Origin of the sequence: Serratia sp. FDAARGOS_506, assembly GCF_003812745.1 — a bacterium.
Classification (GTDB): Bacteria; Pseudomonadota; Gammaproteobacteria; order Enterobacterales; family Enterobacteriaceae; genus Serratia.
Genome location: NZ_CP033831.1, coordinates 131,619 through 153,667 on the forward strand (window position 1 = coordinate 131,619; position 22,049 = coordinate 153,667).

The window sequence follows — 22,049 nt, forward strand, 5'->3', positions numbered from 1 at the left end:
CCGTCTTTTTAGTTAACACCAGTCAAGAGTAAGGTAGGGTTATGATTTCAGGCATTTTAGTATCACCGGGCATCGCTTTTGGTAAGGCTCTCTTGCTGAAAGAAGACGACATCGTCATCAACCGGAAGAAAATCTCTGCTGATCAAGTAGAGCAGGAAGTCTCGCGTTTTCTGGCCGGCCGCGCAAAAGCGTCCGAACAGCTGGAAGCGATCAAGACCAAAGCTGGCGAAACCTTCGGCGAAGAGAAGGAAGCTATCTTCGAAGGCCACATCATGTTGCTGGAAGACGAAGAGCTTGAGCAGGAAATCATAGCCCTAATCAAAGACGATCTGGCCTCCGCAGACGCCGCCGCCTACACCGTGATCGAAGGTCAGGCGAAAGCGCTGGAAGAGCTGGACGACGAATACCTGAAAGAACGCGCCGCCGACGTGCGCGACATCGGTAAGCGCCTGCTGCAGAACATCCTGGGCATGCCGATCGTCGATCTGGGCTCCATTCAGGACGAAGTGATCCTGGTGGCCACCGATCTGACCCCGTCCGAGACCGCACAGCTGAACCTGGACAAAGTGCTGGGCTTCATTACCGATCTCGGCGGCCGGACTTCCCACACCTCTATCATGGCGCGCTCCCTGGAGCTGCCGGCGATCGTCGGTACCAGCGACGTGACCAAGCAGGTGAAAAACGACGATTACCTGATTCTGGATGCGGTTAACAACAAAATTTACGTTAACCCGACCGCTGACGTTATCGATCAGCTGAAAGCCGCCCAGAACCAATACATCACCGAGAAAAACGATCTGGCCAAGCTGAAGGACCTGCCGGCGATTACGCTGGACGGCCATCAGGTTGAAGTCTGCGCCAACATCGGCACCGTGCGCGACGTCGCGGGTGCAGAGCGCAACGGCGCGGAAGGCGTCGGCCTGTATCGTACCGAATTCCTGTTCATGGACCGCGACTCGCTGCCGACCGAAGACGAGCAGTTCCAGGCTTATAAAGCCGTGGCGGAAGCCATGGGCTCGCAGGCCGTGATCGTCCGCACCATGGACATTGGCGGCGACAAAGACCTGCCGTACATGAACCTGCCGAAGGAAGAGAACCCGTTCCTCGGCTGGCGTGCCATCCGCATCGCGATGGACCGCCGCGAAATCCTGCACGCCCAGCTGCGCGCCATCCTGCGCGCCTCGGCGTTCGGCAAACTGCGCATCATGTTCCCGATGATCATCTCCGTGGAAGAAGTGCGCGATCTGAAAGGTGAAATCGAGACGCTGAAGGCGCAGCTGCGCGAAGAAGGCAAGGCGTTTGACGAGAGCATCGAAGTGGGCGTGATGGTGGAAACACCGGCTGCGGCGGTCATCGCTCACCACCTGGCGAAAGAAGTCGACTTCTTTAGTATTGGGACAAACGATCTAACCCAGTATACTCTGGCGGTAGATCGCGGCAACGAGCTGATTTCTCATCTCTATAACCCGATGTCCCCATCAGTGCTTGGCCTGATCAAACAGGTTATTGATGCATCTCACGCGGAAGGCAAGTGGACCGGCATGTGCGGCGAACTGGCTGGCGATGAGCGTGCTACACTGTTGTTATTGGGCATGGGGCTGGATGAGTTCAGCATGAGTGCGATTTCAATCCCGCGCATCAAGAAAATTATTCGCAACACGAATTTCGAAGATGTGAAGGCGTTGGCAGCGCAGGCCTTGGCACAGCCAACGGCACAAGACCTGATGAATTGCGTCAATAAATTCATCGAAGAAAAAACGCTCTGCTAAACTTCCACGACACTGGAACGCCGCCCAATTTAATGCTTAGGAGAAGATCATGGGTTTGTTCGATAAACTGAAATCTCTGGTTTCTGATGACAAGAAAGACACGGGCACTATCGAGATCGTCGCTCCCCTTTCTGGCGAAATCGTCAATATCGAAGATGTGCCGGACGTAGTGTTCGCTGAAAAAATCGTTGGCGACGGTATCGCCATCAAACCGGCCGGCAACAAAATGGTTGCTCCGGTTGACGGCACCATCGGTAAGATTTTCGAAACCAACCATGCATTCTCTATCGAATCCGACAGCGGCATTGAGCTGTTCGTCCACTTCGGCATCGATACCGTAGAACTGAAAGGCGAAGGCTTCAAACGCATCGCCGAAGAAGGCCAGCGCGTCAAGAAAGGTGATGTGGTTATCGAGTTCAACCTGCCACTGCTGGAAGAGAAAGCCAAGTCTACCCTGACGCCGGTCGTTATCTCCAACATGGACGAGATCAAAGAGCTGATCAAACTGTCCGGCAGCGTGACCGTTGGCGAAACCCCGATCATCCGCATCAAGAAGTAATCGCGAATGAGCAAGAAAAACGGCGCCCTCGGCGCCGTTTTTTTATCCCCTTCGTCTTTTGAACCGCAGCGTTATTGGCCGCACTTGCTCACCCCGGTCACTTACCGGAGTAAGCTCCCGGGGATTCCCCCGCTTGCCGCCTAGCTGCAATTCGAAATCCTTTGGGTATACCGCGGATAATAGACGTTATCGGCGCAGGCAGTTTGAACATGGACAGCGCGCAACCTTCGTCACGTACACGTAGTACGTGACGAAGGCGAGCACTGCCCTAGTTCAAAATGGCAAGTAAGATAGTCTATTATTGCCAGCGCGGGATGCGCAGGGTAATGACAAGCCCCTCTTTATCGCCGTTGCGCGCCTCAACCTGGCCGCCGTGTGCCAGCACCACCTTGCGGGTGATCGCCAGCCCCAGGCCGTAACCCTTGCCCGACAGCGCCGACTTCACGCGCACGAACGGATCGAAGATGCTCGACAGCTTCGCCTCCTCGACTCCCGGCCCCTGATCGCTGACCGCGATCTGGAACAGGTTATCGACGCGCGTCAACGCCACCGTCACCCGTTGGCCGTGGCTGGAAAAGCGCAGCGCATTGCGCACGATATTGTCCACCGCTCGCCGCATCAGCTCCGCATTGCCCTTGACGGTGTACTCCACGTCCGACTCGGCCTGCAGCACGATATCCACGCCAGGCACCTGCGCCTCGTAACGTGCATCGCTCACCACCGCATCCACCAGGCCGTACAGATCGAAATACTCCTCGTCCGGCAGGCTGCTGTGTTCGGCGCGCGACAGCGCCAGCAGCTCGCCGATCATTTTGTCCAACCGCCCCGACTCATGTTCGATGCGCTTGAGCGAAGTTTCGACGTTGCCGGCATTCTGCCGCGCCAGGCCGATCGCCAGCTGCAGTCGCGCCAGCGGCGAACGCAGCTCGTGCGAAACGTCGTGCAACAGCTGCTCGCGGGCGCTGACCAGCAGCTCCAAGCGCTCGGCCATGGTGTCGAAATCGCGCGCCACGTCGGACAGCTCGTCATGGCGGCGGCGCATATTGGGGAACAGCCGCACCGACAAATCGCCCTGCGCCACCCGATCCAGTCCGCCGCGCAGCTGACGCATCGGCCGGGTCAGATTCCAGGCCAGCACGGCGCTGAACAGCAAACCGCCCAGTCCGCCGACCCACAGCATCGGCGCAGGAATGTTGAAGAAGTGGGAGCGTCGCTCCGGGCGATACTCTTCCCGCAGTCCGCGCACGTTGTAACTCAGCCAATATCCCTGCCCTTCGCCGGTCTGCACCCAGGCAGAGATCTCTTTCGGCATCCGCCGCCCTTCAAATACCGGTTCTTCCGGCGCGGGCGGCGGCGGTTGGGTCATCGCCGTCACGGATAGCAAACGCCTGTCGTCCTCGGGCCAGTCGCGCATCAGGGCTTCCAGCGCCGGCATGCCGCCGCTGCGCAACTGGGTAGCGGCCGAGGTCAGCTGCAGGCCGATAACCCGCCGCGCCATGGCATTCTCCGGCGGCACATAGCGGTCGCCATACAAAGAAAACGCTACCCACAGCGCCTGCGTCATGATGAGGAAGGTCAGCCAAAAGCCGAGCAAAATTTTCCAGAACAGTCTTCCGCGCATGTCTGGTTACCGAATGCGATAGCCGATGCTGCGCACCGTCTCGATGCTCAGCGTATTGCCGGCCAGCGCACTCAGCTTCTGGCGGATATTGCTGATATGCACGTCCACGCTGCGATCATAGGCCTCGCGCGGGCGCCCCAGCCCCTTCTCGGACAATTCATCCTTCGACACCACGCGATCCGGCGCGCGCAACAACAGCTCCAGCAGATTGAATTCCGAAGCGGTCAGATCAAACGCCTTACCGCGCCATTCGCTGCTGCGGGTTGAAGGGTTCAGCGTCAGCTCACCGAAGCTGATGGCGGCTTCGTCATCCGCCTCTTGCGGCCGCTCTTCGAAACGGCGCAGCACCGCGCGCAGACGCGCCACCAATTCGCGCGGGTAGCACGGTTTGGGCATGTAATCGTCGGCGCCCATCTCCAGGCCAATCACCCGATCGATGTTGTCGCCTTTGGCGGTCAGCATGATGATCGGCAGCCGGCTCTTTTTACGCACGTCGCGCAGCACGTCGATGCCGCTCATGTCCGGCAGCATGATATCGAGGATCATCGCGGTATAGTCGCCCGACAGCGCGCCCTCAACCCCCGCTTTGCCGGTCAGCACCAGCGTGGCGTCGAAGCCTTCGCCCGTCAGGTATTCGCTCAGCATGGTGCCAAGCTCCAGGTCATCGTCGACCAGTAAAATTTTCATGCCTTGCTCCTTCACCGATTTTCGTTATTTTCCCGCCAATTCCGCCGGCCCGCAGCCGGTTTTACTCAATCCTTACACATTGCGGTTCGCGTCTCGCCACCGTTATTGTGGCTGCTGTCGCGCGATTTATCTAATTCTGTCAGGGTATTGGCGCACAGGCAGGCGGGGCGGCTATGCCGTCAGGCAAAAGGGGATGGGAAGGGCTTTCCCGGCGGAGCGCGCCGCCGGGAGGGCATATTCAGTCGAACACGCCGGTGGAGAGGTAACGGTCACCGCGGTCACAGACGATCGCCACCACGACGCTGCCGGGATTAGCCGCCGCGACGCGCAGGGCGCCGGCCACCGCGCCGCCGGAGCTGACGCCGCAGAAGATGCCTTCACGCTGCGCCAGCTGGCGCATGGTCTGCTCGGCATCGCGCTGCTCGATATCCAGCACCTGATCCACCAGCTCCGGGCGGAAAATGCCCGGCAGGTAAGCGGGCGCCCAACGGCGAATACCGGGAATGCTGCTGCCTTCCGCCGGCTGCAGGCCGATGATCTGCACCTGCGGGTTCTGACTCTTCAGATAACCGCCCACGCCGGTAATGGTGCCGGTGGTGCCCATGCTGGAAACGAAGTGCGTGATGCGCCCTTCGGTCTGCTGCCAGATCTCCGGGCCGGTGGTGGTGAAGTGGGCATAGGGATTATCGAGATTGTTGAACTGATCCAGCACCTTGCCCTGCCCCTGGCGCTGCATCTCCAGCGCCAGATCGCGCGCGCCTTCCATCCCCTGTTCACGGCTGACCAGGATCAGCTCGGCGCCGTAGGCGCGCATCGCCGCCTGCCGCTCCAGGCTCATGTTCTCCGGCATCAGCAGCTTTAGCGTATAGCCTTTCAATGCAGCGATCATCGCCAGCGCAATGCCGGTGTTGCCGCTGGTGGCCTCGATCAGCACGTCGCCGGGCTTGATCTCGCCGCGCAGCTCCGCCTGCTGGATCATCGCCAACGCGGCGCGATCCTTCACCGATCCCGCCGGGTTATTGCCTTCCAGTTTGACCCATACCTCGCTGCCCGCCTGAGCGGCCAGCCGTTGCAGTTGTACCAGCGGGGTGTTCCCGATGCATTGTTCGAGCGTTGTCACGATCTTTGCCTGTGTGTTGGTGTGCGTAAAGTAAAAAGGCAACCCGGGGGTTGCCTTGAATAAAAGGGCAGCTAAAACCTATCAGGCGCTTTTGGCTAACGCAACAGGTTGCAGCAGTTGATCGCCGGCATACAGGCGCGCATTGAGGCTGCCGACGTAATAACGGCCGCCGCGCACCGGCGTGGCGTTGCCTTCCGGCAGCACTATGCTTATCGGTTCCTGATGCCAGCCGATCGGCTGTACCGTCAGCTGCCAGAAGTGGCCACGCGGGCTAACTTCCAGCACCTGCACCGGCAGCGGGCAACGCTCGCTGCTTTCGGTCGCCACTTCCATTTCCCACGGGCGCAGGAACAGATCGACGCTGCCCTGGTGCATCGGCTGGAACGACAGCGGCCACTGGTGCGCGCCGACGAACAGCTGAGAGCCGCGAATTTCGCCGTTCAGGCGGTTCACTTCCCCCATGAATTCCAGCACGAAGCGGCTGGCCGGTTCGCGCATGATCTCTTCCGGCGAGCCAACCTGCTCGATATTGCCCTGGCTCATCACCACGATGCGGTCGGCCACTTCCATCGCCTCTTCCTGATCGTGGGTGACGAACACGCTGGTGAACTTCAGCTCTTCATGCAGTTGGCGCAGCCAGCGGCGCAGCTCTTTACGCACCTGCGCATCCAACGCGCCGAACGGTTCGTCCAGCAGCAGAATTTGCGGTTCCACCGCCAGGGCACGCGCCAACGCCACACGCTGTTTCTGGCCGCCGGACAGCTGCGACGGATAGCGGTTGGCCAGGTGGCCCAGCTGCACCATCTCCAGCAGCCGGGTGACTTTCTGTTTGATCGCCGCGGCGTTCGGTCGCTCGCGGCGCGGCAGCACGGTCAGGCCAAAGGCGATGTTGTCGAACACCGTCATGTGGCGGAACAGCGCATAGTGTTGAAATACGAAGCCTACACGTCTGTCGCGCGCGTGCATATGGCTGACGTCGGTGCCGTGGAAGCCCAGCTTGCCGCCGCTCTGGCTTTCCAGCCCGGCGATGATGCGCAGCAACGTGGTCTTGCCGGAACCGGACGGCCCGAGCAGCGCCACCATCTCGCCGGAAGCAATATCGAGCGAGATATCGTTCAATACCTTGGTGCGACCGAAGTACTTGTTGATGCCGTTAATCTCAATGCTCATGATTTTCCTCCCGCTCGAGACGCGCGTTTTGACGTTCCAGACGCCACTGCAGCGCGCTCTTCAAAAATAGGGTAACGATCGCCATCAGGGTCAACAGGGCGGCGGCGGTAAAGGAGCCGACGGTGTTGTAATCCTGCTGCAACAGCTCGACCTGCAGCGGCAGGCTGTAGGTTTCGCCGCGAATCGAGCCGGACACCACCGACACCGCGCCAAACTCGCCGATGGCGCGGGCGTTGGTCAGCACCACGCCGTACAGCAGCGCCCAGCGAATGTTGGGCAGCGTCACGCGGCGGAACATTTGCCAGCCGGACGCCCCCAGCAGAATGGCGGCCTCGTCTTCCTGGCTGCCCTGGCTGAGCATCATCGGCACCAGCTCGCGCACCACGAAGGGGCAAGTGACGAAAATGGTCACCAGCACCATGCCCGGCCAGGAGAACATGATCTGGATGTTATGCGCATCCAGCCAGCCGCCCAGCAGGCCGTTGCTGCCGTAAAACAGCAGATAAATCAGCCCCGCCACCACCGGTGAAACGGCGAACGGGATATCGATCAGCGTCAACAGCAGCTGACGGCCGGGGAAGGTGAAGCGCGTCACCAGCCACGCCAGCAACGTGCCGAACACCAGGTTGAACGGCACGGTGATCAGCGCGATCAGGACCGTCAGCCAAATGGCGTGCAGCATGTCCGGATCGAGCAAATTGCTCCACATCGCGCCGAACCCGTTGGAAAAGGCCTCGGCGAAAATCGACATCATCGGCACCACCAGCAGCAGCACCGAGAACAGCGCGCCGATGGCGATCAGCGTCCACTTGCCCCAGTTGACGCGCGGGCGCTCGGCGCCGTTGAAGGCGGAAACATCGGCCATCAGTGTCCTCCTCCCAAACGTCTGCCGAAGCGGCTTTGCAATACGTTAATGCTGAACAGCAGCAGCAGCGACGCCGCCAGGATCACCGAGGCGATGGCGCTGGCCGCCGGGTAATCGAACTCCTGCAAACGCACGAAAATCATCAGCGAGGTCACTTCCGTCTTCCAGGCGATGTTGCCGGCGATGAAAATCACCGCGCCGAACTCGCCCAGGCTGCGGGTAAAGGAGATGGCGGTGCCGGCCAGCAATGCCGGCGCCACCTCGGGCAACACCACGCGGCGGAAACTCTGCCAGCGCGTAGCGCCCAGCGTCTCGGCCGCCTCTTCGTATTCCGGCCCCAGCTCTTCCAGAACCGGCTGCACGGTGCGCACCACAAACGGCAGGCTGGTGAACGCCATTGCTACCGCGATCCCCAGCCAAGTGAAGGTGACCTTGATATCGAAGTGCGCCAGCCACTGACCGTACCAGCCGGTGGTGGAAAACAGCCCCGCCAGCGTCAGGCCGGCCACCGCGGTCGGCAGCGCGAACGGCAGATCGATCAGGCCATCCAGCAGCGAACGGCCGGGAAAACGGTAGCGCGTCAGGATCCAGGCCATCAGCATGCCGAACACCGCGTTGAACAGGCTGGCGACGCCGGCCGCCAGCAGCGTCACTTTATACGCCACCACCACCTGCGGGTTGGAAATCACTTCCCAGTATTGCGCCAGGCTCATCTGCGCCAGCTGCATCACCAACGCGGTGAGCGGCAGCAGCAGGATCAAACAGGTATAAAACAGGCTGCTGCCAAGGCTGAGGCCAAAACCGGGCAGCACCCGCTTACTGGACGACAATGCCAACATTTACTTACGCCCTGCCGCTAACAGCTGATCCAGCTCGCCACCGGTGGCGAAGTGGGTTTTCATCACCTGCGGCCAGCCGCCGAACTGATCTTCCACGCGGAACAGTTGGGTGTCCGGGAATTGTCCCTTCGCCGCCGCCATCGCTTTCTGGTCATACACGCGGTAGTAGAAGCTGGTGATCACCTGCTGCGCCGCCGGGCTGTAGAGATAGTTCAGATAGGCTTTGGCCGCCTGTTCGGTGCCGTTGCGCGCCACGTTTTTGTCGACCCAGGCCACCGGGAACTCCGCCAGAATATCGACCGGCGGCACGATCACTTCGTACTTGTCCTCACCGTACTGCTTGCGGATGTTGTTCACTTCGGACTCGAAGCTGATCAGCACGTCGCCCAAGCCGCGCTCGACGAAGGTGGTGGTCGCGCCGCGGCCGCCGGTATCGAACACCAGCACGTTTTTCAGGAAGCGGGTCATGAAGGCGCGGGTCTTGGCCGGATCGTTGCCGTCGGCCTGATTGGCGGCGCCCCAGGCGGCCAGATAGGTGTAACGGCCGTTGCCGGAGGTTTTCGGGTTCGGGAATACCAGCTTCACGTCGTCGCGCACCAAATCGTTCCAGGTGTGGATCCCCTTCGGGTTGTCCTTGCGCACCAGAAACGCCATGGTGGAGTAGAACGGCGAGCTGTTGTTCGGCAGGCGCGCCTGCCAGTCCGCCGGGATCAGCTGCCCACGATCGTGCAGAATCTGCACGTCGGTGACCTGGTTGTACGTCACCACGTCAGCGCGCAGGCCCTGCAGGATCGCCAGCGCCTGCTTGGAAGAACCGGCGTGCGATTGTTTGATGGTCAGCTTGTCGTTCGGATGCTGTTGATTCCACTGCTGTTCAAAGCCGGGATTCAGCGCGACGAACAATTCACGGGAAACGTCATAAGAGCTGTTCAGCAATTCCGCCGCCGACGCGGCGCCGCTCGCCAACAGCGCAGCCGCCAGCCAACCTTTCAGCACGAGATTTTTAACCCGGTTTTGTTTCATTCTGCACCTTATCACTGAGTCATTCCTTCAGGCTTTCGCCTTATTGACGACCAGTGTATTTATAACTCGGTGCGGAGCTGTAACGCTTTTATATACCGTTTAGTGATTTACAAGCATCAAACGCTATAAGGCAGGGAGCGCGCGGCGTTTTCGGGGCGGGAAAACAGACCGAAGCCGGGCGCGCCGGCTTCGGCAACGGCGTCAAAGTGACAGCAGGCGCGTCAGCGATGGCGCAAAGTAGTAGCTGCCGGTAACCGCACGGCTGAAACGCAGCATCGCGTCGCGTTTGCCGTCCAGATCGCCGAACATGCTCAGCAGCTGCTGCTCAATGTTGTGCAGGCGCGCGCAATAGGCGATGAAGAACAGGCCGTGTTTGCCGCTGGCAGTGCCGTAAGGCAGGCTTTGGCGCAGAATTTTCAGGCCTTTGCCGTTCTCTTTCAGATCGACGCGGCTGACGTGCGAGGTATCCGGGCGCTGATCGGCAGGCAGCTCTTCGCTGTCGTGCTTGGTGCGGCCGATGATCTGCTCCTGCTGTTCGGTGGTAAAGCGCTGCCACTGGCGCAGGTTGTGCTCGTAGCGTTGCACCAGCACGTAGCTGCCGCCTGCATCCTCTTCGCCTTCGGCGATCGTCGCCACTGCCGGACGCTGCTCGCCCTGCGGGTTTTCGGTGCCGTCGATGAAACCGCTCAGATCGCGCTCTTCCACCCAGCGGAAACCATGGGTTTCTTCTTCAATCTTGATGACGTTGCCGAACGCCGCCAGTGCCGCCTGCGCCAGCGTGAAGTTGACGTCGTGACGCAGCGACTGGATGTGGATCAGCATATCGCGCTGGGTGGCCGGTGCCAGCCCTTTGCCGAGCGGCGTAAACGGCTTCAACTCTTTCGCGCCCTGACCGTTGGAAAGATCGTGCCAAACGTCATAGCCGAAAGCGATCACCGCGCCGAGGCGCGCATCGGGAAACTGCTGCTGCAGCTCGCTCAATGTCTGACAAAACTGTTTGCAGCCCTGGCGCAAGTCGGCGAATTCGCCCTGCACGGTGGCTTCCATAAAAATGGCGAAACGGCAGTGCTCCAGCAGAATGCCACTCTGAACCTGTGTCATGTTGTTATCCTCAATACCAGAATCCGGCAACAGGTAAGGTATGGCGGTTGACGCGCGGGTTCCCTGTTACAAACGCGCGCTATCATACCGCAAGCGCGGGCGATTGCCTTGCAGCAGCGCAAAGAAAATAGGGGTAATGGCTTGAAAAGGCAGGCGCCGTGAACCGGCGCCCGTTGAACATGTTACTGCTGCGGCTTGGCGTGCCAGATGATTTTGCTGACCGTCCAGCTTTTCAGGGTGTCATCCGGCGGGATGATATCCTGCGCCCCGGCCCACTTGCCGCTGAAGATGTAGGTGACGTACTTGCTCTGCTCCGCCACGCACTCCACTTTGCCGGCGTCTTCGCCGCTGCCCGGTTTACAGGAACCGAACGCCTTGCTGTACATATCGCCAAACGGCGTGCCGAGCTTGTTGCCCCACTCCGTCGCCACTTTCTGATCCATCACGTCTACCCGCTGCACGTGCCCTTTCGGTTCGCCGGTGATCACCAGCTTCACTTCGTCGCCGGACAGCGCCTGGTAATAAGAGACGATCTGGCCGTTGCTGGTCGCCATACCGCCGCGCAGGCGGTAGTTGCCGTCCAGCCCGTCGTTGATGGCGCTCTCCGACATCGGCGTGCCGGCGTTGAGCTTGCCGACGCCCTTGGCGCCGACCTCCAGGCTGCTGCCGAACCAGTTGAACGGCGACAGGCTGGACCAAGAGAAATTGGACATGCTCGAACAGCCGGTCAGTAACAGCGGAAGCCCTAACAACAGGGGGCGAATATTCATCTCTAGCTCCTTAAACATCAATGGCACGGGGCGGTAACCCTCCCCCCGCCGCACTCGGCGTTTTGCTGCGTGCCAGCCTCTCACAACGGCCCGCACTACGCCAACGGTTGCCAGCTTGGAGTGCGGAAAATGCGAAAAGTGCCGCACTTCTCGGCAATTAGTCGGCGTGATCCGCCGGCAAAAAGCAGGCTTTCAGGCGCGCATTCAACAGCAGATAGCTCAGCGCCAGCGCATCGAGCAGCGCCAACGCCAGCCCCGGCGCATCGCCGTCCTGGCGCCACAGGCTGAACAGCGAGCCGCCGAGGGACGCCAGCACGGAGACAACCAGCCCCCAGCGCCAGCCGCGCCACAGCCGCGGCCATTGGTGGCGGCGGCCGCTCAGCAAAAACGCCAGCGCCGCCGGCAGGCCGAGCAGTATGCCGTACCAAAAGCGCTGGGTATCCGGATAAAACAGCGCCAGCAAGCTTTCGCCCTGCTCACGCGAAGCGCCGGCCATCACGAACAGCAGCCAGGTGCGCGCCTGCAGAATCAGTACGGCCCAAAATCCCAGCGGCAGCCGCAGCGCGCCGTGCTGGTCGTAATCATCCGGGGAAAACCGGGGTGAGAATGGCTTCAACGATCGTTCCTTGCCAACAGAATAAAGACTATGGCTACAGATGGGCGCCGGCGGCGGGAATTTCAATGCGTCGGCTTAAGAAGCTCTTAAGATCGGCGTGTTTTAATCCTTATCACTGAGCAAGCAACCCGATATCAGCGGGATGTGATTTTCGATAACGATAAGGAAGCACAACATGAAAAAACTGACTCTGGCCGCTCTGATCGCGCTGTGCAGCGCACCGGTACTGGCGCAACAAGGCGGATTCCTCGATCCGGCCGCGCCGCCGGCCCAAACGCAACCTGCTCCACAGGGCGGTTTCTCCGGCCCCAGCGCAGCGCTGACCACCGTGGACAAGGTGAAATCGATGAGCGACGACACGTGGGTGATGCTGCAGGGCAACATCGAACAGCGTATCGGCGACGACACCTATACCTTCCGCGACGCCACCGGCACCCTGACGGTCGAGATCGACCGCAAGCGCTGGAACGGCCAAACCGTTACGCCGAAAGACAAGGTGCAGTTGGAAGGTAAAGTGGATAAAGACTGGAGCAGCGTCGAAGTGGACGTGAAAACCGTCAAAAAGCTGCCGTAATGCACTGCGGCGGGCGGCGCAACACCGCCGCCCGCCGCTCGATCAATATTCCTGATCTTCGATCAGCCGCTTGCCCAGGCTGGTGATGCCCTGGATCTCGTAGCCGAGCTTCTCGTACATCTCGACCACCGTGTCGTTGTCTTCGCGCACCATAATCTGGATCTTCGGGCAGCCGCGGGCGATCAACTTCTTCTCCAGACGATTGATCAACGCATTGGCGATGCCGCGCCCGCGATAGTCGGGATGCACCCCGAGGTAATACGCCGAGCCGCGGTGGCCGTCATAACCGCCCATCACCGAACCGACCACTTCGCCGCCGACTTCCGCCACCAGGAATAGCTCCGGGTCGTGGTTCAGCTTGCGCTCGATGTCCATTTCCGGATCGTTCCAGGGCCGCAGCAGATCGCAGCGCTCCCACAGGGTAATGACCTCTTCAAAGTCGTCTTGTCGAAATACGCGAATTTCCATCGATGTTGGCCGCTGTTAATTAAGGTGTTTATCTGATTATCGCGTGATTATTCACTTACGCAATATCAAACTGCGATTTACTGCGCTATTTGCCCAGAAATCGCCGGTAACAGGCGTAATAAATGGAAATAGTTATCGGGTCGATTAATGATTATCAATACGATATAACGTCGCGAAATAGAATCGTCGACGGAGCGTTGCGTAATGAAAAAGCAGGGTAAACAATTCCTCAATTTTAAGCCGCTTGCCGTTTCCCCGACGCGACGCCAACTTTTGCTTTCCGGCCTGGCGATGGCGCTGTTCGGCGTGAAAAACCAAAGCGCCAAGGCGGAAGGCCTGCTGCGCAATCAGCACAGCAAGCCGGCGGCGAAACCGGCCGGTGCCAAAAAGCTGGTGATGATCGATCCCGGCCACGGCGGCATCGACTCCGGCGCGGTCGGCCACGAAGGCTCGCAGGAAAAACACATCGTGCTGGAAATCGCCAACCACGTGCGCCGTTTTCTGCATGAGCACGACCACGTCGAGGCGCGCCTGACGCGCGAAGAAGACGAATTCATTCCGCTGTTCCAACGGGTGGAGATCGCCCACCAACACCAGGCCGACCTGTTCATTTCGATTCACGCCGACGGCTTCACCAGCCCATCGGCCTCCGGCGCTTCGGTGTTCGCCCTCTCCAACCGCGGCGCCAGCAGCGCCATGGCGCGCTACCTGTCCAACCGTGAAAACGCCGCCGACGACGTGGCGGGCGGCAAGTACAAGGATCAGGACAACTACCTGCAGCAGGTGCTGTTCGATCTGGTGCAAACCGACACCATCAACAACAGCCTGACGCTCGGCCGCCACGTGCTCGGCCAAATTCGCCCGGTACACCACCTGCACAGCGACAGCACCGAACAGGCGGCATTTGCAGTGTTGAAATCGCCGTCCATTCCCTCGGTGCTGGTGGAAACCTCGTTCATCACCAACCCAAACGAAGAGCGGCTGCTGGGCACCACCGCGTTTCGCGAGAAGATTGCCCGCGCCATCGCGGACGGCATCGTTAACTTCTTCGACTACTTCGACGCCCACCAGCGCAAACCCCGCTGATGCCGCGGACGGCGAATAAGAGTATACTCAGCGCCTTGTTCAGCCAGACGCTATAAAGACCCCGCATGAGTTTACCTAACATCGCTGAAGTAAAATCCTTCCTGCTGGCGCTGCAGGATCACATCTGCGCGCAGCTCGCCCAGGCCGACGGCGGCGCCGTGTTCACCGAAGACCAATGGACGCGTGAAGAAGGCGGCGGTGGCCGCAGCCGCGTGCTGACCAACGGCGCGGTGTTTGAACAGGCGGGGGTCAACTTCTCGCACGTCTCCGGCGCCACCCTGCCGGCGTCGGCCACCGCGCACCGTCCGGAACTGGCCGGGCGCAGCTTCCAGGCGATGGGCGTCTCATTGGTTATCCACCCGCTCAGCCCCTACGTGCCCACCAGCCACGCCAACGTGCGTTTCTTCATCGCCGAAAAACCGGGCGAAGCGCCGGTGTGGTGGTTCGGCGGCGGCTTTGATCTGACGCCGTTCTACGGCTTCAAAGAGGATGCCGTGCACTGGCACCGCACCGCGGCCGAGCTGTGCGCGCCGTTCGGCGACGAGGTTTATCCGAAATACAAGCAGTGGTGCGACGATTACTTTTTCATCAAGCACCGCAACGAAGCGCGCGGCATCGGCGGCCTGTTCTATGACGATCTGAATACCCCGGACTTTGACCATTGCTTCGCCTTCACCCGGGCGGTAGGTCAGGGCTTCCTCGACGCCTATCTGCCGATCGTCGAAAAGCGCAAGGCCTTGACCTGGGGCGAGCGCGAGCGCCAGTTCCAGCTGTATCGCCGCGGCCGCTACGTGGAGTTCAACCTGGTGTGGGATCGCGGCACGCTGTTCGGGCTGCAAACCGGCGGGCGCACCGAGTCCATCCTGATGTCGATGCCGCCGCTGGTGCGTTGGGAATATAACTACCAGCCGGGCGCTGACAGCCCGGAAGCGGCGCTGGCGCGCGACTTCCTGCCGGTGCGCGATTGGCTGCAGGAGCCGAAATGAAGCAGATTTGGGTCGATGCGGACGCTTGTCCGAACGTGATCAAAGAGGTGCTGTTCCGCGCCGCCGATCGTACCGCCATCACCGTAACGCTGGTGGCGAACCAGCCGCTGCGCACGCCACCGTCGAAGTACATCCGCTCGCTGCAGGTAGCGGCCGGCTTTGACGTGGCCGATAACGAGATCGTGCGCCGCTGCGAAGCGGGCGATCTGGTGATCACCGCCGACATTCCGCTGGCGGCGGAGGTGATAGAGAAAGGCGCAGTGGCGCTAAACCCGCGCGGCGAACGCTATACGCCGGACACCATCCGTGAGCGCCTCAACATGCGCGATTTTATGGATACCCTGCGCGCCAGCGGCATCCAGACCGGTGGCCCGAACGCCCTGAACCAGCGCGACCGCCAGCAGTTCGCCAACGAGCTGGACAAATGGCTGCTGCAGGCGAAACGGGCGCAGTGACTGCGCCCTGCTCTGCTGCGGGTTAGAAGCGCACCTCCCCGCCGAAGATATAAGTGCGCCCACGGGCGGTGTTGGTCGGCGTCTCATACTGCGACTGCGACGGCAGCGAGTTCATCTTGTTCAGAGCGTCCGAATAGTCTCTGTCCATCAGGTTTTGCACGCTGAGCTTCAGCAGCAGATTGCGATTCACCTGATAGGTGCCGTACAGATCGATAATGGTCGGAATATGCGGCGCCGGCTCCTTCAGCAACTGCTCATTCTCATCGTAATCAGAGTCCGGCGACAGACGCACCGACTTGCCGGTGTATTTCACCACCCCGCCCAGCGTCAGTTTTTCGTCCAGCAGGCGCACCCCGCTGTCCAGCGTGAAGTAGAATTCCGGCAGTTCACTGATATCGCCCGCACCGAATACGTTGCTGGCCTGGTTGGTCGGCTGGGAGGTATGCTCCTTGCTTAACGACAGTTTGGTGAAGGCGAAACCGGCGTCGTACAGCGCTTCAAGCTCCACCCCGCGCGTTTTGACCGGATCGGGAGCATTGCTGTACATGGTCATGCTGACGTTGATGTCCGCGTTATCCCACTCTTCCTGCGTCGCCTGCGAACGGTTGCACTTCTGACGGTTTTTACACACCAGGTAGGTTTGGCTGGATATGTAGTTTTTGATCTTGGTTTCGAAATAGACCGCTTTCAGTTGGAAGCTGTCCTGCTTGAACAACAGATCGTGGGCATTGGCGTTGAATCCGCCCTGCCAGGTCTCCGCTTTTTCACCCTTCAGGAACGGGTTCATCGACTGGCCGCCGCTGTTGGCGAAGAACACTTCCTGGATATTCGGCCCGCGCATCGACTTGCTGTAGCTGACGAACGGCTGCAGCCACGGCGTCACCTGCGCCGACAGCATGACCGACGGGTTGAAGCCGTGTTCGTTGCGGTTGATAGTGCCGGCGCCCTGAGGGAAGCACTCTACGCGCTCATCACAGGCCGGCTTGTAGCCGGAGAGGCGATAAGCGGTGTAGTTCAGGTCGAAATTTCCCTGCCAGATGCCGTAGTTGGCCTGCAACCCACTGTACAGGCTGGAGATATCTTGTTTGCCGGCAATGCCCACCGGCATGCTTTCCGCCTGATCCTGATCCGTCACCAGCCCGGATGCCTTTTTCTTATACTCGTTGCGCACCAGCTTGCCGCCGTAGCTGAAGGCGAAATCAATATCCCGCAGGCTGAAACGGCTGGTGTTGTTGATATCCAGCGCATCGGAAATGTTTTTCGCCGTGCTGTCGCTGAACCCCGCCATGTTGTTGGACATGAACTTCTGCTCACCGCGGCTGGTGCTGGCGGTCAATTTGAAATCGATCAGTTCCGAGAACGGCGCGTAGTGGTATTTGAGGTAAAAATCGTCGCTGTCGATGTGGCGGCGGGTGATTTTATTCTGGTAGCTGCGCGCCGACAGTTCGATGCTGTTGAAGGCATCCGGCTTGATGTCCACTTTGAACAGCTGGGATTTCGGGTTCTGGCGGTAGGTTTTATCGACGTTGAACATCTCGCTGTCGAAACCGGCGCCGTTTTTGTAGTTAGAGGTGATGGAGCTGCCGCTGATCGCCGCCATCGCCCCCAGGCTGCCGCCGTCGGCAAAGGCGGCAGTTTTGGCACCCACGGCGATCATGCCGCTGCGGCCGATGCCGTTATTGCCCACCGAGAACTTGGTGCGTACGCCGAACGGGTTATCGGAAAACACCACGTCATCCACGCCGATGGTGCGGAAATTGGCGCTGCCCGCCAAGGCATTCACCCCGTCGGAACCGGTGGCGTTGCCGCGCGCCACATCGACGCCGACGATAAAGTTAGGATCGATCAGCGCCCCGAACTGGCTGGTGGGCATGCCGCCGTGCGCTGCATCGCTCGGGGAGTTGCCGTAGTAGTTTTGCGTGATGCCGTCGACCATGGTGTTGACCCGGCCGAAGCCGCTCAGCCCGCGAATATTGACGCTGACCGATCCCTGGCCGGGGTCGATCTGGGTATAGGTGCCCGGCATGCTGCGCAGAATGCTGTCCACCGACTCCAGATTTTGGTTCTCGTCGCGCGAGCTGAACGCGCCCGGCCTCGCCAACGCGTCTTTTTCGCTGCTTTTGCCGCCGTCGGCGGCCGAGACGTTGAGCGGGCTGAACGCCACGCTGCCTTTATTATTTTCCGCCTGTTCCTGCGCGGCCGCAGCCGGCCCGTACAGCGCCAGTCCCGCGCCGATCAGGCTCGCTATCATTTTGATTTTCATATATCCCCAGAAATAGCCAATAAGGTTTGATGGCCGACAATGCCCAGCAAAAAAACCGCCGAAACGCGCGGTAAAAGGTTGTTATTGTTTTATTGCGCCGCAGCATGCCGCGGCGCTGAAGGTTATTTCTGCGCCTGCCGATCCGCTGCCAGAATAAAGGCGTACTCCAGCGCGCCGTTTTCCAGCCGCGCCAGACGGCCCGATTTGCCGCCGTGGCCGGCGGTCATGTCGGTGGAGAGCAACAGCAGCGAATCGCCCTGCTTGAAGCGCCGCAGCTTCGCCACCCATTTGGCCGGCTCCCAATACTGCACCTGCGAGTCGTACAAGCCGCTGGTAACCAGCAGGTTCGGGTAACGCTGCTTACGCACGTTGTCGTATGGGCTGTAGGATTTCATCAGCGCATAGGCGGCCGGCTGGTGCGGGTTGCCCCACTCCTCGTATTCGCCGGTGGTGAGTGGAATGCTGTCGTCCAGCATGGTGGTCACCACGTCGACGAACGGCACCTGCGCCACTACCGCGTTGTACAGCTGCGGCGCCTGATTGATCACCGCCCCCATCAGCAAACCGCCGGCGCTGCCGCCCATGGCGTAGATGCGCCCCGGTTGGCCGTAGCCGTCTTTGATCAGCGCCTGGGTGGCGTCGATGAAATCGTTGAAACTGTTCGGTTTGTGCGTCAGCTTGCCCTGTTTGTACCAGCGCTGTCCCAGCTCGCCGCCGCCGCGCACGTGAATCAGCGCATAGACGAAGCCGCGATCCAGCAGGCTGATACGGTTGGCGCTGAACGCCGGATCCATGCTCATGCCGTAAGCGCCGTAGCCGTACACCAGCAGCGGGTTATGCCCGTTTTTGAACAGCGATGTGCGGTACACCAGCGAGACCGGCACCTTCACGCCGTCGCGCGCCGTGACCCAGATGCGTTCGCTGTGGTACAGGCTCGGATCGACACCTTTCACTTCCTGCTGCTTCAGCAGGGTGCGCTCGCCCTTGTTCAGATCCCACTCATAGGTGCGAGTCGGCGTAGTCATCGCCGAATAGCCATAGCGCAACCGATCGCTGTCCGGCTCGGGGTTATAGCCCAGCCAGGCCATGTAACTGGCGTCGTCGAACGGGATGGCACGCTCGGTTTTGCCGTCCCAGCTGATTTGCCGCAGCTGCACCAGCCCGTTGGCGCGCTCCTGCACCACCAGCCAGTCGCGGAACAAGCTGAAGCTCTCCACCTCGTGCTGCGCCTGCGGCGCGATCAGCGTCTGCCACGGTTTACCCGCCGCCGCCGTGCGGTACAGGCCAAAGTTCGGATCCTGATGGTTGGAACGCAGATAAAACTCGCCGCGGTAGTGATCGAGATAATACTCGCGGCCGTTCTGCCGAGCGGCGAACAGCTGCGGCTCGCGCTGCGGCTGGTTGGCGTCGAGCAGGCGCACTTCGGAGGTCGTGTTGCCGCTGATGGTCAGAATCAGGTAATCACGCGAGGACGAGCGGCCGAGGCTGAGGTAGAACGCCGGATCGTTTTCCTGGTACACCAGCTTATCTTCCGCCGTCGGCGTACCGTACTGATGACGGTAGACCTGGTATGGCAACAGCGTTTGCGGGTGGTTACGCACGTAGAACAGAGTTTGGTTGTCGTTGGCCCACACCATGTTGCCGGAGGTGTTTTCCAGCGTTTCCGGCGACCAGCGTTCGCTGCCTAACTCGCGCAGGGAGATGCGGTATTGTCGGCGGCCCTGCAGATCTTCGGCCACCGCCAGGCGGCGGTTGTCCTGGCTGACGTCCATCCCCCCCAGGCGATAATAGGCGTGGCCGGCCGCACGCTGATTGGCGTCCAGTAAGGTTTGCCACGGCGCGTTGGCGGTGAGCGCCTGGCGTTGATACAGCGCGAAATCTTTACCGGCGGCGTAGCTTTCCTGATAGCGATAGCCGTTGAGCTGATACGGCACCGAACGATCGTCAGGATTCATACGGCCCAGCATCTCCTGATACAGCGTGGCGCGCAATTTCTGGTACGGCGCCATCATCTGCTCGGTGTAGCGGTTCTCCGCCTTCAGGTAGTCCAGCACCTTCTGCTCTTTCCGGCTGTCGTCGCGCAGCCAGTAGTAGTCGTCGGTACGCGTCTCGCCGTGCGCCATCAACGCTTTCGGCGCGCGTTCCGCCAACGGCGGCTGCGGTTGCGCCAGCGCGGCGCCGGCGATGCCTAAAGAAAGCCAGAGCGCGGCCGCAATGCGGCGGCGCGGGGTGAATAACAGCGGATTCATAATCCCTCACGAAGTTTGAAGAGGCGCACGACGGCGATGCGGCGCCTGCGGGCATTAACGGCGGGCGTTCAGCTCCGCCAGATTGAAATCGATCGGCATCGTCACCTTGACGGCCCCCTGCTGCAGCATCTCCGGCGGCGGCGGCGGCAACGGCTGGGCGCGTGACACCACCGCCACCGCTTCCCGATCCAGCGACGCAGTGCCGGAACGCACCTGCAGCGTAACGTTCGACACCTGCCCCTGCGCGTCGACGCTGAAGCTGACCTGCGGCATGCCGCTGCGCCGGCGGCTGCGGGCATCCAAAGGGTAATCCTTGATGCGGTTCAGTTTGCCTTTAACCAGGCTCTCCCACGACAGTTTGGCCTGCGCGTTGCTGTTGGCGTCGCTGTTGATCGGTGCGGCGGTCTGATGGGAGAGCGTCTGCGCCTGCGGCGCGGCGGCGCTGGACGCGGCGGCATTGCGCGTCTCTTTGGCCTGTTCCTGCGGCTTCGGCTGCGACTTTTGCGGGGGGCGGTGTTCGGCGCGCTTCTTCTCCGCCGTCACGATTTTCGCTTTCTCGGCGCGCGCCAGCTTGGGCAGATCCGGTTGTTGCTGCTGCTCCGCAGGCTGCGCCGCGGCGGATTCCGCCTGCTGCACGCCCAGCGGCAGCGGCTTGCTTTCCGGCGCTTCAATCTGCGCCGCCCAGCTCATCATCACCGCCGGCGGTGGCAGTACCACCGGTTCCAGCGCCGTCTGCGGCCAGTAAAACAGCAGCACCAACGCTGCGTGCGCCGCCAGGGCGAGCAGCAGGCCGCGCGCCCAGCGCGGCTGCGGCAGTTCAAAGGCCGGAAGGGAGTAAGACTGACTTAACATAGGGGCATTAGCTTGCTTAATTGCGAATGATTATAGATCACATTTACTAATGATAATCATTTGCAACTAAAATTAACACCCCTTTTCACTGTCTTAACGCATTCATTTCACTGATGGTGTGATCCACAAGTAGTCTGCGGTGTTCGCATCGACCTGTACGCCCTGCTCCGCCAGCATCAGCACCGTCGGCGCCGCCGCCGGTTGCAGATCCCGCACGTGCAGCGGCACCCCCACCGATTTGGCGGCGTGATAGCCACCGGCGATCAACAGCGCGGGCGTAGGCGCCGCCAGCAGGCGTTCCGCCATGCGCCGGTCGCGCTGCTGCTGGATCGCCAGCATCGCGCGCAGCTGATCGGCCTCAATATTGCCGCCGTGCGAAGTACGGATGGTCTCTTCCAGCGCCTTGCGCACCGCCGGCTGCGCCGATAGCTGCCCCACCGGGAACTGCGGCTGCTGATAGAACGCCGTAATCTCGCTGCGATCCAGGTTGGCCGACCACAGCGGGTAAGGCGCACGCATCGCCGCCATCGTCACCCCGCCATACAGCTCCCACTTCCAGCCCGGCTGCCAGGCGATCAGCTCCGCTACGCGGCCGTCACGCACCGTGGGATCGCTCTGCAACCACCGTTTGACCTTGTCGACCTGCGCCTGTTGGTTCGGGTTGATCATCTCCATCAGCACGCTGCCCTGCGGCCGCCGCAGCGGCAGCTGCTGCACCAGCCATTGCTCAATTTGATGGTGGTAAGGATTGTCATGCTTCTCTCCCAGGATCACCCGCGGCTGCTGCGCCAATCGCGTCAACAGCTGCTCCGGCGTCAGGGTCGCGCCGCTGTGCAGATCGGTGATGCTCCCCAAACTCGCGACGTCATTGGCCGGCGCTTTCACCGGCGTTTGGCTGCAGGCGCCGAGCGCCAACGCCGCCAATAAAATCAGGTATCTCATCATGTTGGCCCATTATCGAAAATGGCGACATTAT

General features: G+C 60.8%; 21 protein-coding genes. 6 read left to right on the top strand and 15 right to left on the bottom strand.

From position 1 onward, the window contains the following. The first annotated feature begins 41 nt into the window (after window positions 1-41). Together ptsI and crr are read left to right on the top strand one after the other, a co-directional pair. Entirely contained in the window at window positions 42-1,769 is a 1,728-nt protein-coding gene (gene ptsI, locus EGY12_RS00970; RefSeq protein ID WP_015378671.1) for a phosphoenolpyruvate-protein phosphotransferase PtsI, read from the top strand. A 49-nt stretch (window positions 1,770-1,818) separates the two neighbouring features. Further along, window positions 1,819-2,328, top strand: coding sequence for a PTS glucose transporter subunit IIA (crr, locus tag EGY12_RS00975; protein WP_004936467.1), 510 nt, complete (start codon window positions 1,819-1,821; stop codon window positions 2,326-2,328). A gap of 298 nt (window positions 2,329-2,626) precedes the next feature. Here the strand turns inward: crr and EGY12_RS00980 are convergent, their stop codons facing one another. The 10 genes from EGY12_RS00980 to EGY12_RS01025 all read right to left on the bottom strand — a co-directional run bounded on the left by EGY12_RS00980 (window position 2,627) and on the right by EGY12_RS01025 (window position 12,140). Beyond that, window positions 2,627-3,949 (bottom strand): ATP-binding protein, encoded by a 1,323-nt coding sequence (locus EGY12_RS00980; RefSeq protein WP_123892289.1) that lies wholly within the window; start codon window positions 3,947-3,949, stop codon window positions 2,627-2,629. A gap of 6 nt (window positions 3,950-3,955) precedes the next feature. Next, complete coding sequence (locus tag EGY12_RS00985) at window positions 3,956-4,636, bottom strand: response regulator transcription factor (protein ID WP_038881296.1); 681 nt, start codon at window positions 4,634-4,636, stop codon at window positions 3,956-3,958. 238 nt (window positions 4,637-4,874) lie between these two features. Next, on the bottom strand, window positions 4,875-5,756 hold the full coding sequence (gene cysM, locus EGY12_RS00990; protein ID WP_123892290.1) for a cysteine synthase CysM: 882 nt from the start codon (window positions 5,754-5,756) through the stop codon (window positions 4,875-4,877). Window positions 5,757-5,837: 81 nt separating this feature from the next. After that, window positions 5,838-6,926: a sulfate/thiosulfate ABC transporter ATP-binding protein CysA gene (cysA, locus tag EGY12_RS00995; RefSeq protein ID WP_123892291.1), complete on the bottom strand. Its 1,089-nt coding sequence runs from the start codon at window positions 6,924-6,926 to the stop codon at window positions 5,838-5,840. After that, window positions 6,916-7,791 (bottom strand): sulfate/thiosulfate ABC transporter permease CysW, encoded by an 876-nt coding sequence (gene cysW / locus EGY12_RS01000; protein ID WP_123892292.1) that lies wholly within the window; start codon window positions 7,789-7,791, stop codon window positions 6,916-6,918. The genes cysA and cysW overlap by 11 nt, the downstream gene beginning before the upstream one ends. After that, the gene (cysT, locus tag EGY12_RS01005) at window positions 7,791-8,630 is read right to left on the bottom strand and encodes a sulfate/thiosulfate ABC transporter permease CysT (protein WP_123892293.1); all 840 of its coding nucleotides are present in this window, start codon (window positions 8,628-8,630) and stop codon (window positions 7,791-7,793) included. The genes cysW and cysT overlap by 1 nt, the downstream gene beginning before the upstream one ends. Next, on the bottom strand, window positions 8,631-9,653 hold the full coding sequence (locus EGY12_RS01010) for a sulfate ABC transporter substrate-binding protein (RefSeq protein ID WP_123892294.1): 1,023 nt from the start codon (window positions 9,651-9,653) through the stop codon (window positions 8,631-8,633). It abuts the gene before it with no gap. A 201-nt stretch (window positions 9,654-9,854) separates the two neighbouring features. Beyond that, window positions 9,855-10,754 (bottom strand): Dyp-type peroxidase, encoded by a 900-nt coding sequence (locus EGY12_RS01015; protein ID WP_123892295.1) that lies wholly within the window; start codon window positions 10,752-10,754, stop codon window positions 9,855-9,857. A gap of 182 nt (window positions 10,755-10,936) precedes the next feature. Further along, window positions 10,937-11,524, bottom strand: a complete 588-nt coding sequence (locus EGY12_RS01020) for an RpoE-regulated lipoprotein (RefSeq protein WP_038881279.1) — start codon at window positions 11,522-11,524, stop codon at window positions 10,937-10,939. Window positions 11,525-11,681: 157 nt separating this feature from the next. Continuing rightward, window positions 11,682-12,140 (bottom strand): DUF2919 domain-containing protein, encoded by a 459-nt coding sequence (locus EGY12_RS01025; RefSeq protein ID WP_123892296.1) that lies wholly within the window; start codon window positions 12,138-12,140, stop codon window positions 11,682-11,684. 175 nt (window positions 12,141-12,315) lie between these two features. Here EGY12_RS01025 and EGY12_RS01030 point away from each other — a divergent pair, with 175 nt between their 5' ends. Continuing rightward, window positions 12,316-12,714 carry a YgiW/YdeI family stress tolerance OB fold protein gene (locus EGY12_RS01030; protein ID WP_123892297.1) on the top strand — a complete coding sequence of 133 codons (399 nt, stop codon included), beginning with the start codon at window positions 12,316-12,318 and terminating at the stop codon, window positions 12,712-12,714. A gap of 42 nt (window positions 12,715-12,756) precedes the next feature. On the opposite strand, the gene EGY12_RS01035 is transcribed toward EGY12_RS01030, so the two are convergent. After that, window positions 12,757-13,182 carry a GNAT family acetyltransferase gene (locus tag EGY12_RS01035; protein WP_004936504.1) on the bottom strand — a complete coding sequence of 142 codons (426 nt, stop codon included), beginning with the start codon at window positions 13,180-13,182 and terminating at the stop codon, window positions 12,757-12,759. 204 nt (window positions 13,183-13,386) lie between these two features. Between EGY12_RS01035 and amiA the strand changes: the two genes are divergently transcribed. The 3 genes from amiA (at window position 13,387) to EGY12_RS01050 (ending at window position 15,709) form a co-directional block, all read left to right on the top strand. Then, window positions 13,387-14,268: an N-acetylmuramoyl-L-alanine amidase AmiA gene (gene amiA / locus EGY12_RS01040; RefSeq protein ID WP_123892298.1), complete on the top strand. Its 882-nt coding sequence runs from the start codon at window positions 13,387-13,389 to the stop codon at window positions 14,266-14,268. A 65-nt stretch (window positions 14,269-14,333) separates the two neighbouring features. Further along, entirely contained in the window at window positions 14,334-15,254 is a 921-nt protein-coding gene (gene hemF / locus EGY12_RS01045) for an oxygen-dependent coproporphyrinogen oxidase (protein WP_123892299.1), read from the top strand. Beyond that, window positions 15,251-15,709, top strand: a complete 459-nt coding sequence (locus EGY12_RS01050; protein ID WP_123892300.1) for a YaiI/YqxD family protein — start codon at window positions 15,251-15,253, stop codon at window positions 15,707-15,709. Before hemF ends, EGY12_RS01050 begins: the two co-directional genes overlap by 4 nt. Window positions 15,710-15,731: 22 nt before the next feature. Here EGY12_RS01050 and EGY12_RS01055 read toward each other — a convergent pair whose 3' ends face one another. The 4 genes from EGY12_RS01055 to EGY12_RS01070 all read right to left on the bottom strand — a co-directional run bounded on the left by EGY12_RS01055 (window position 15,732) and on the right by EGY12_RS01070 (window position 22,015). Then, window positions 15,732-17,972, bottom strand: a complete 2,241-nt coding sequence (locus EGY12_RS01055; protein WP_123892301.1) for a TonB-dependent receptor domain-containing protein — start codon at window positions 17,970-17,972, stop codon at window positions 15,732-15,734. Window positions 17,973-18,094: 122 nt separating this feature from the next. Beyond that, window positions 18,095-20,221, bottom strand: coding sequence for a S9 family peptidase (locus tag EGY12_RS01060; RefSeq protein WP_123892302.1), 2,127 nt, complete (start codon window positions 20,219-20,221; stop codon window positions 18,095-18,097). A 54-nt stretch (window positions 20,222-20,275) separates the two neighbouring features. Then, entirely contained in the window at window positions 20,276-21,073 is a 798-nt protein-coding gene (locus tag EGY12_RS01065) for an energy transducer TonB (protein WP_123892303.1), read from the bottom strand. 102 nt (window positions 21,074-21,175) lie between these two features. Then, window positions 21,176-22,015, bottom strand: a complete 840-nt coding sequence (locus EGY12_RS01070; RefSeq protein ID WP_123895534.1) for a ChaN family lipoprotein — start codon at window positions 22,013-22,015, stop codon at window positions 21,176-21,178. Window positions 22,016-22,049 lie beyond the last annotated feature (34 nt).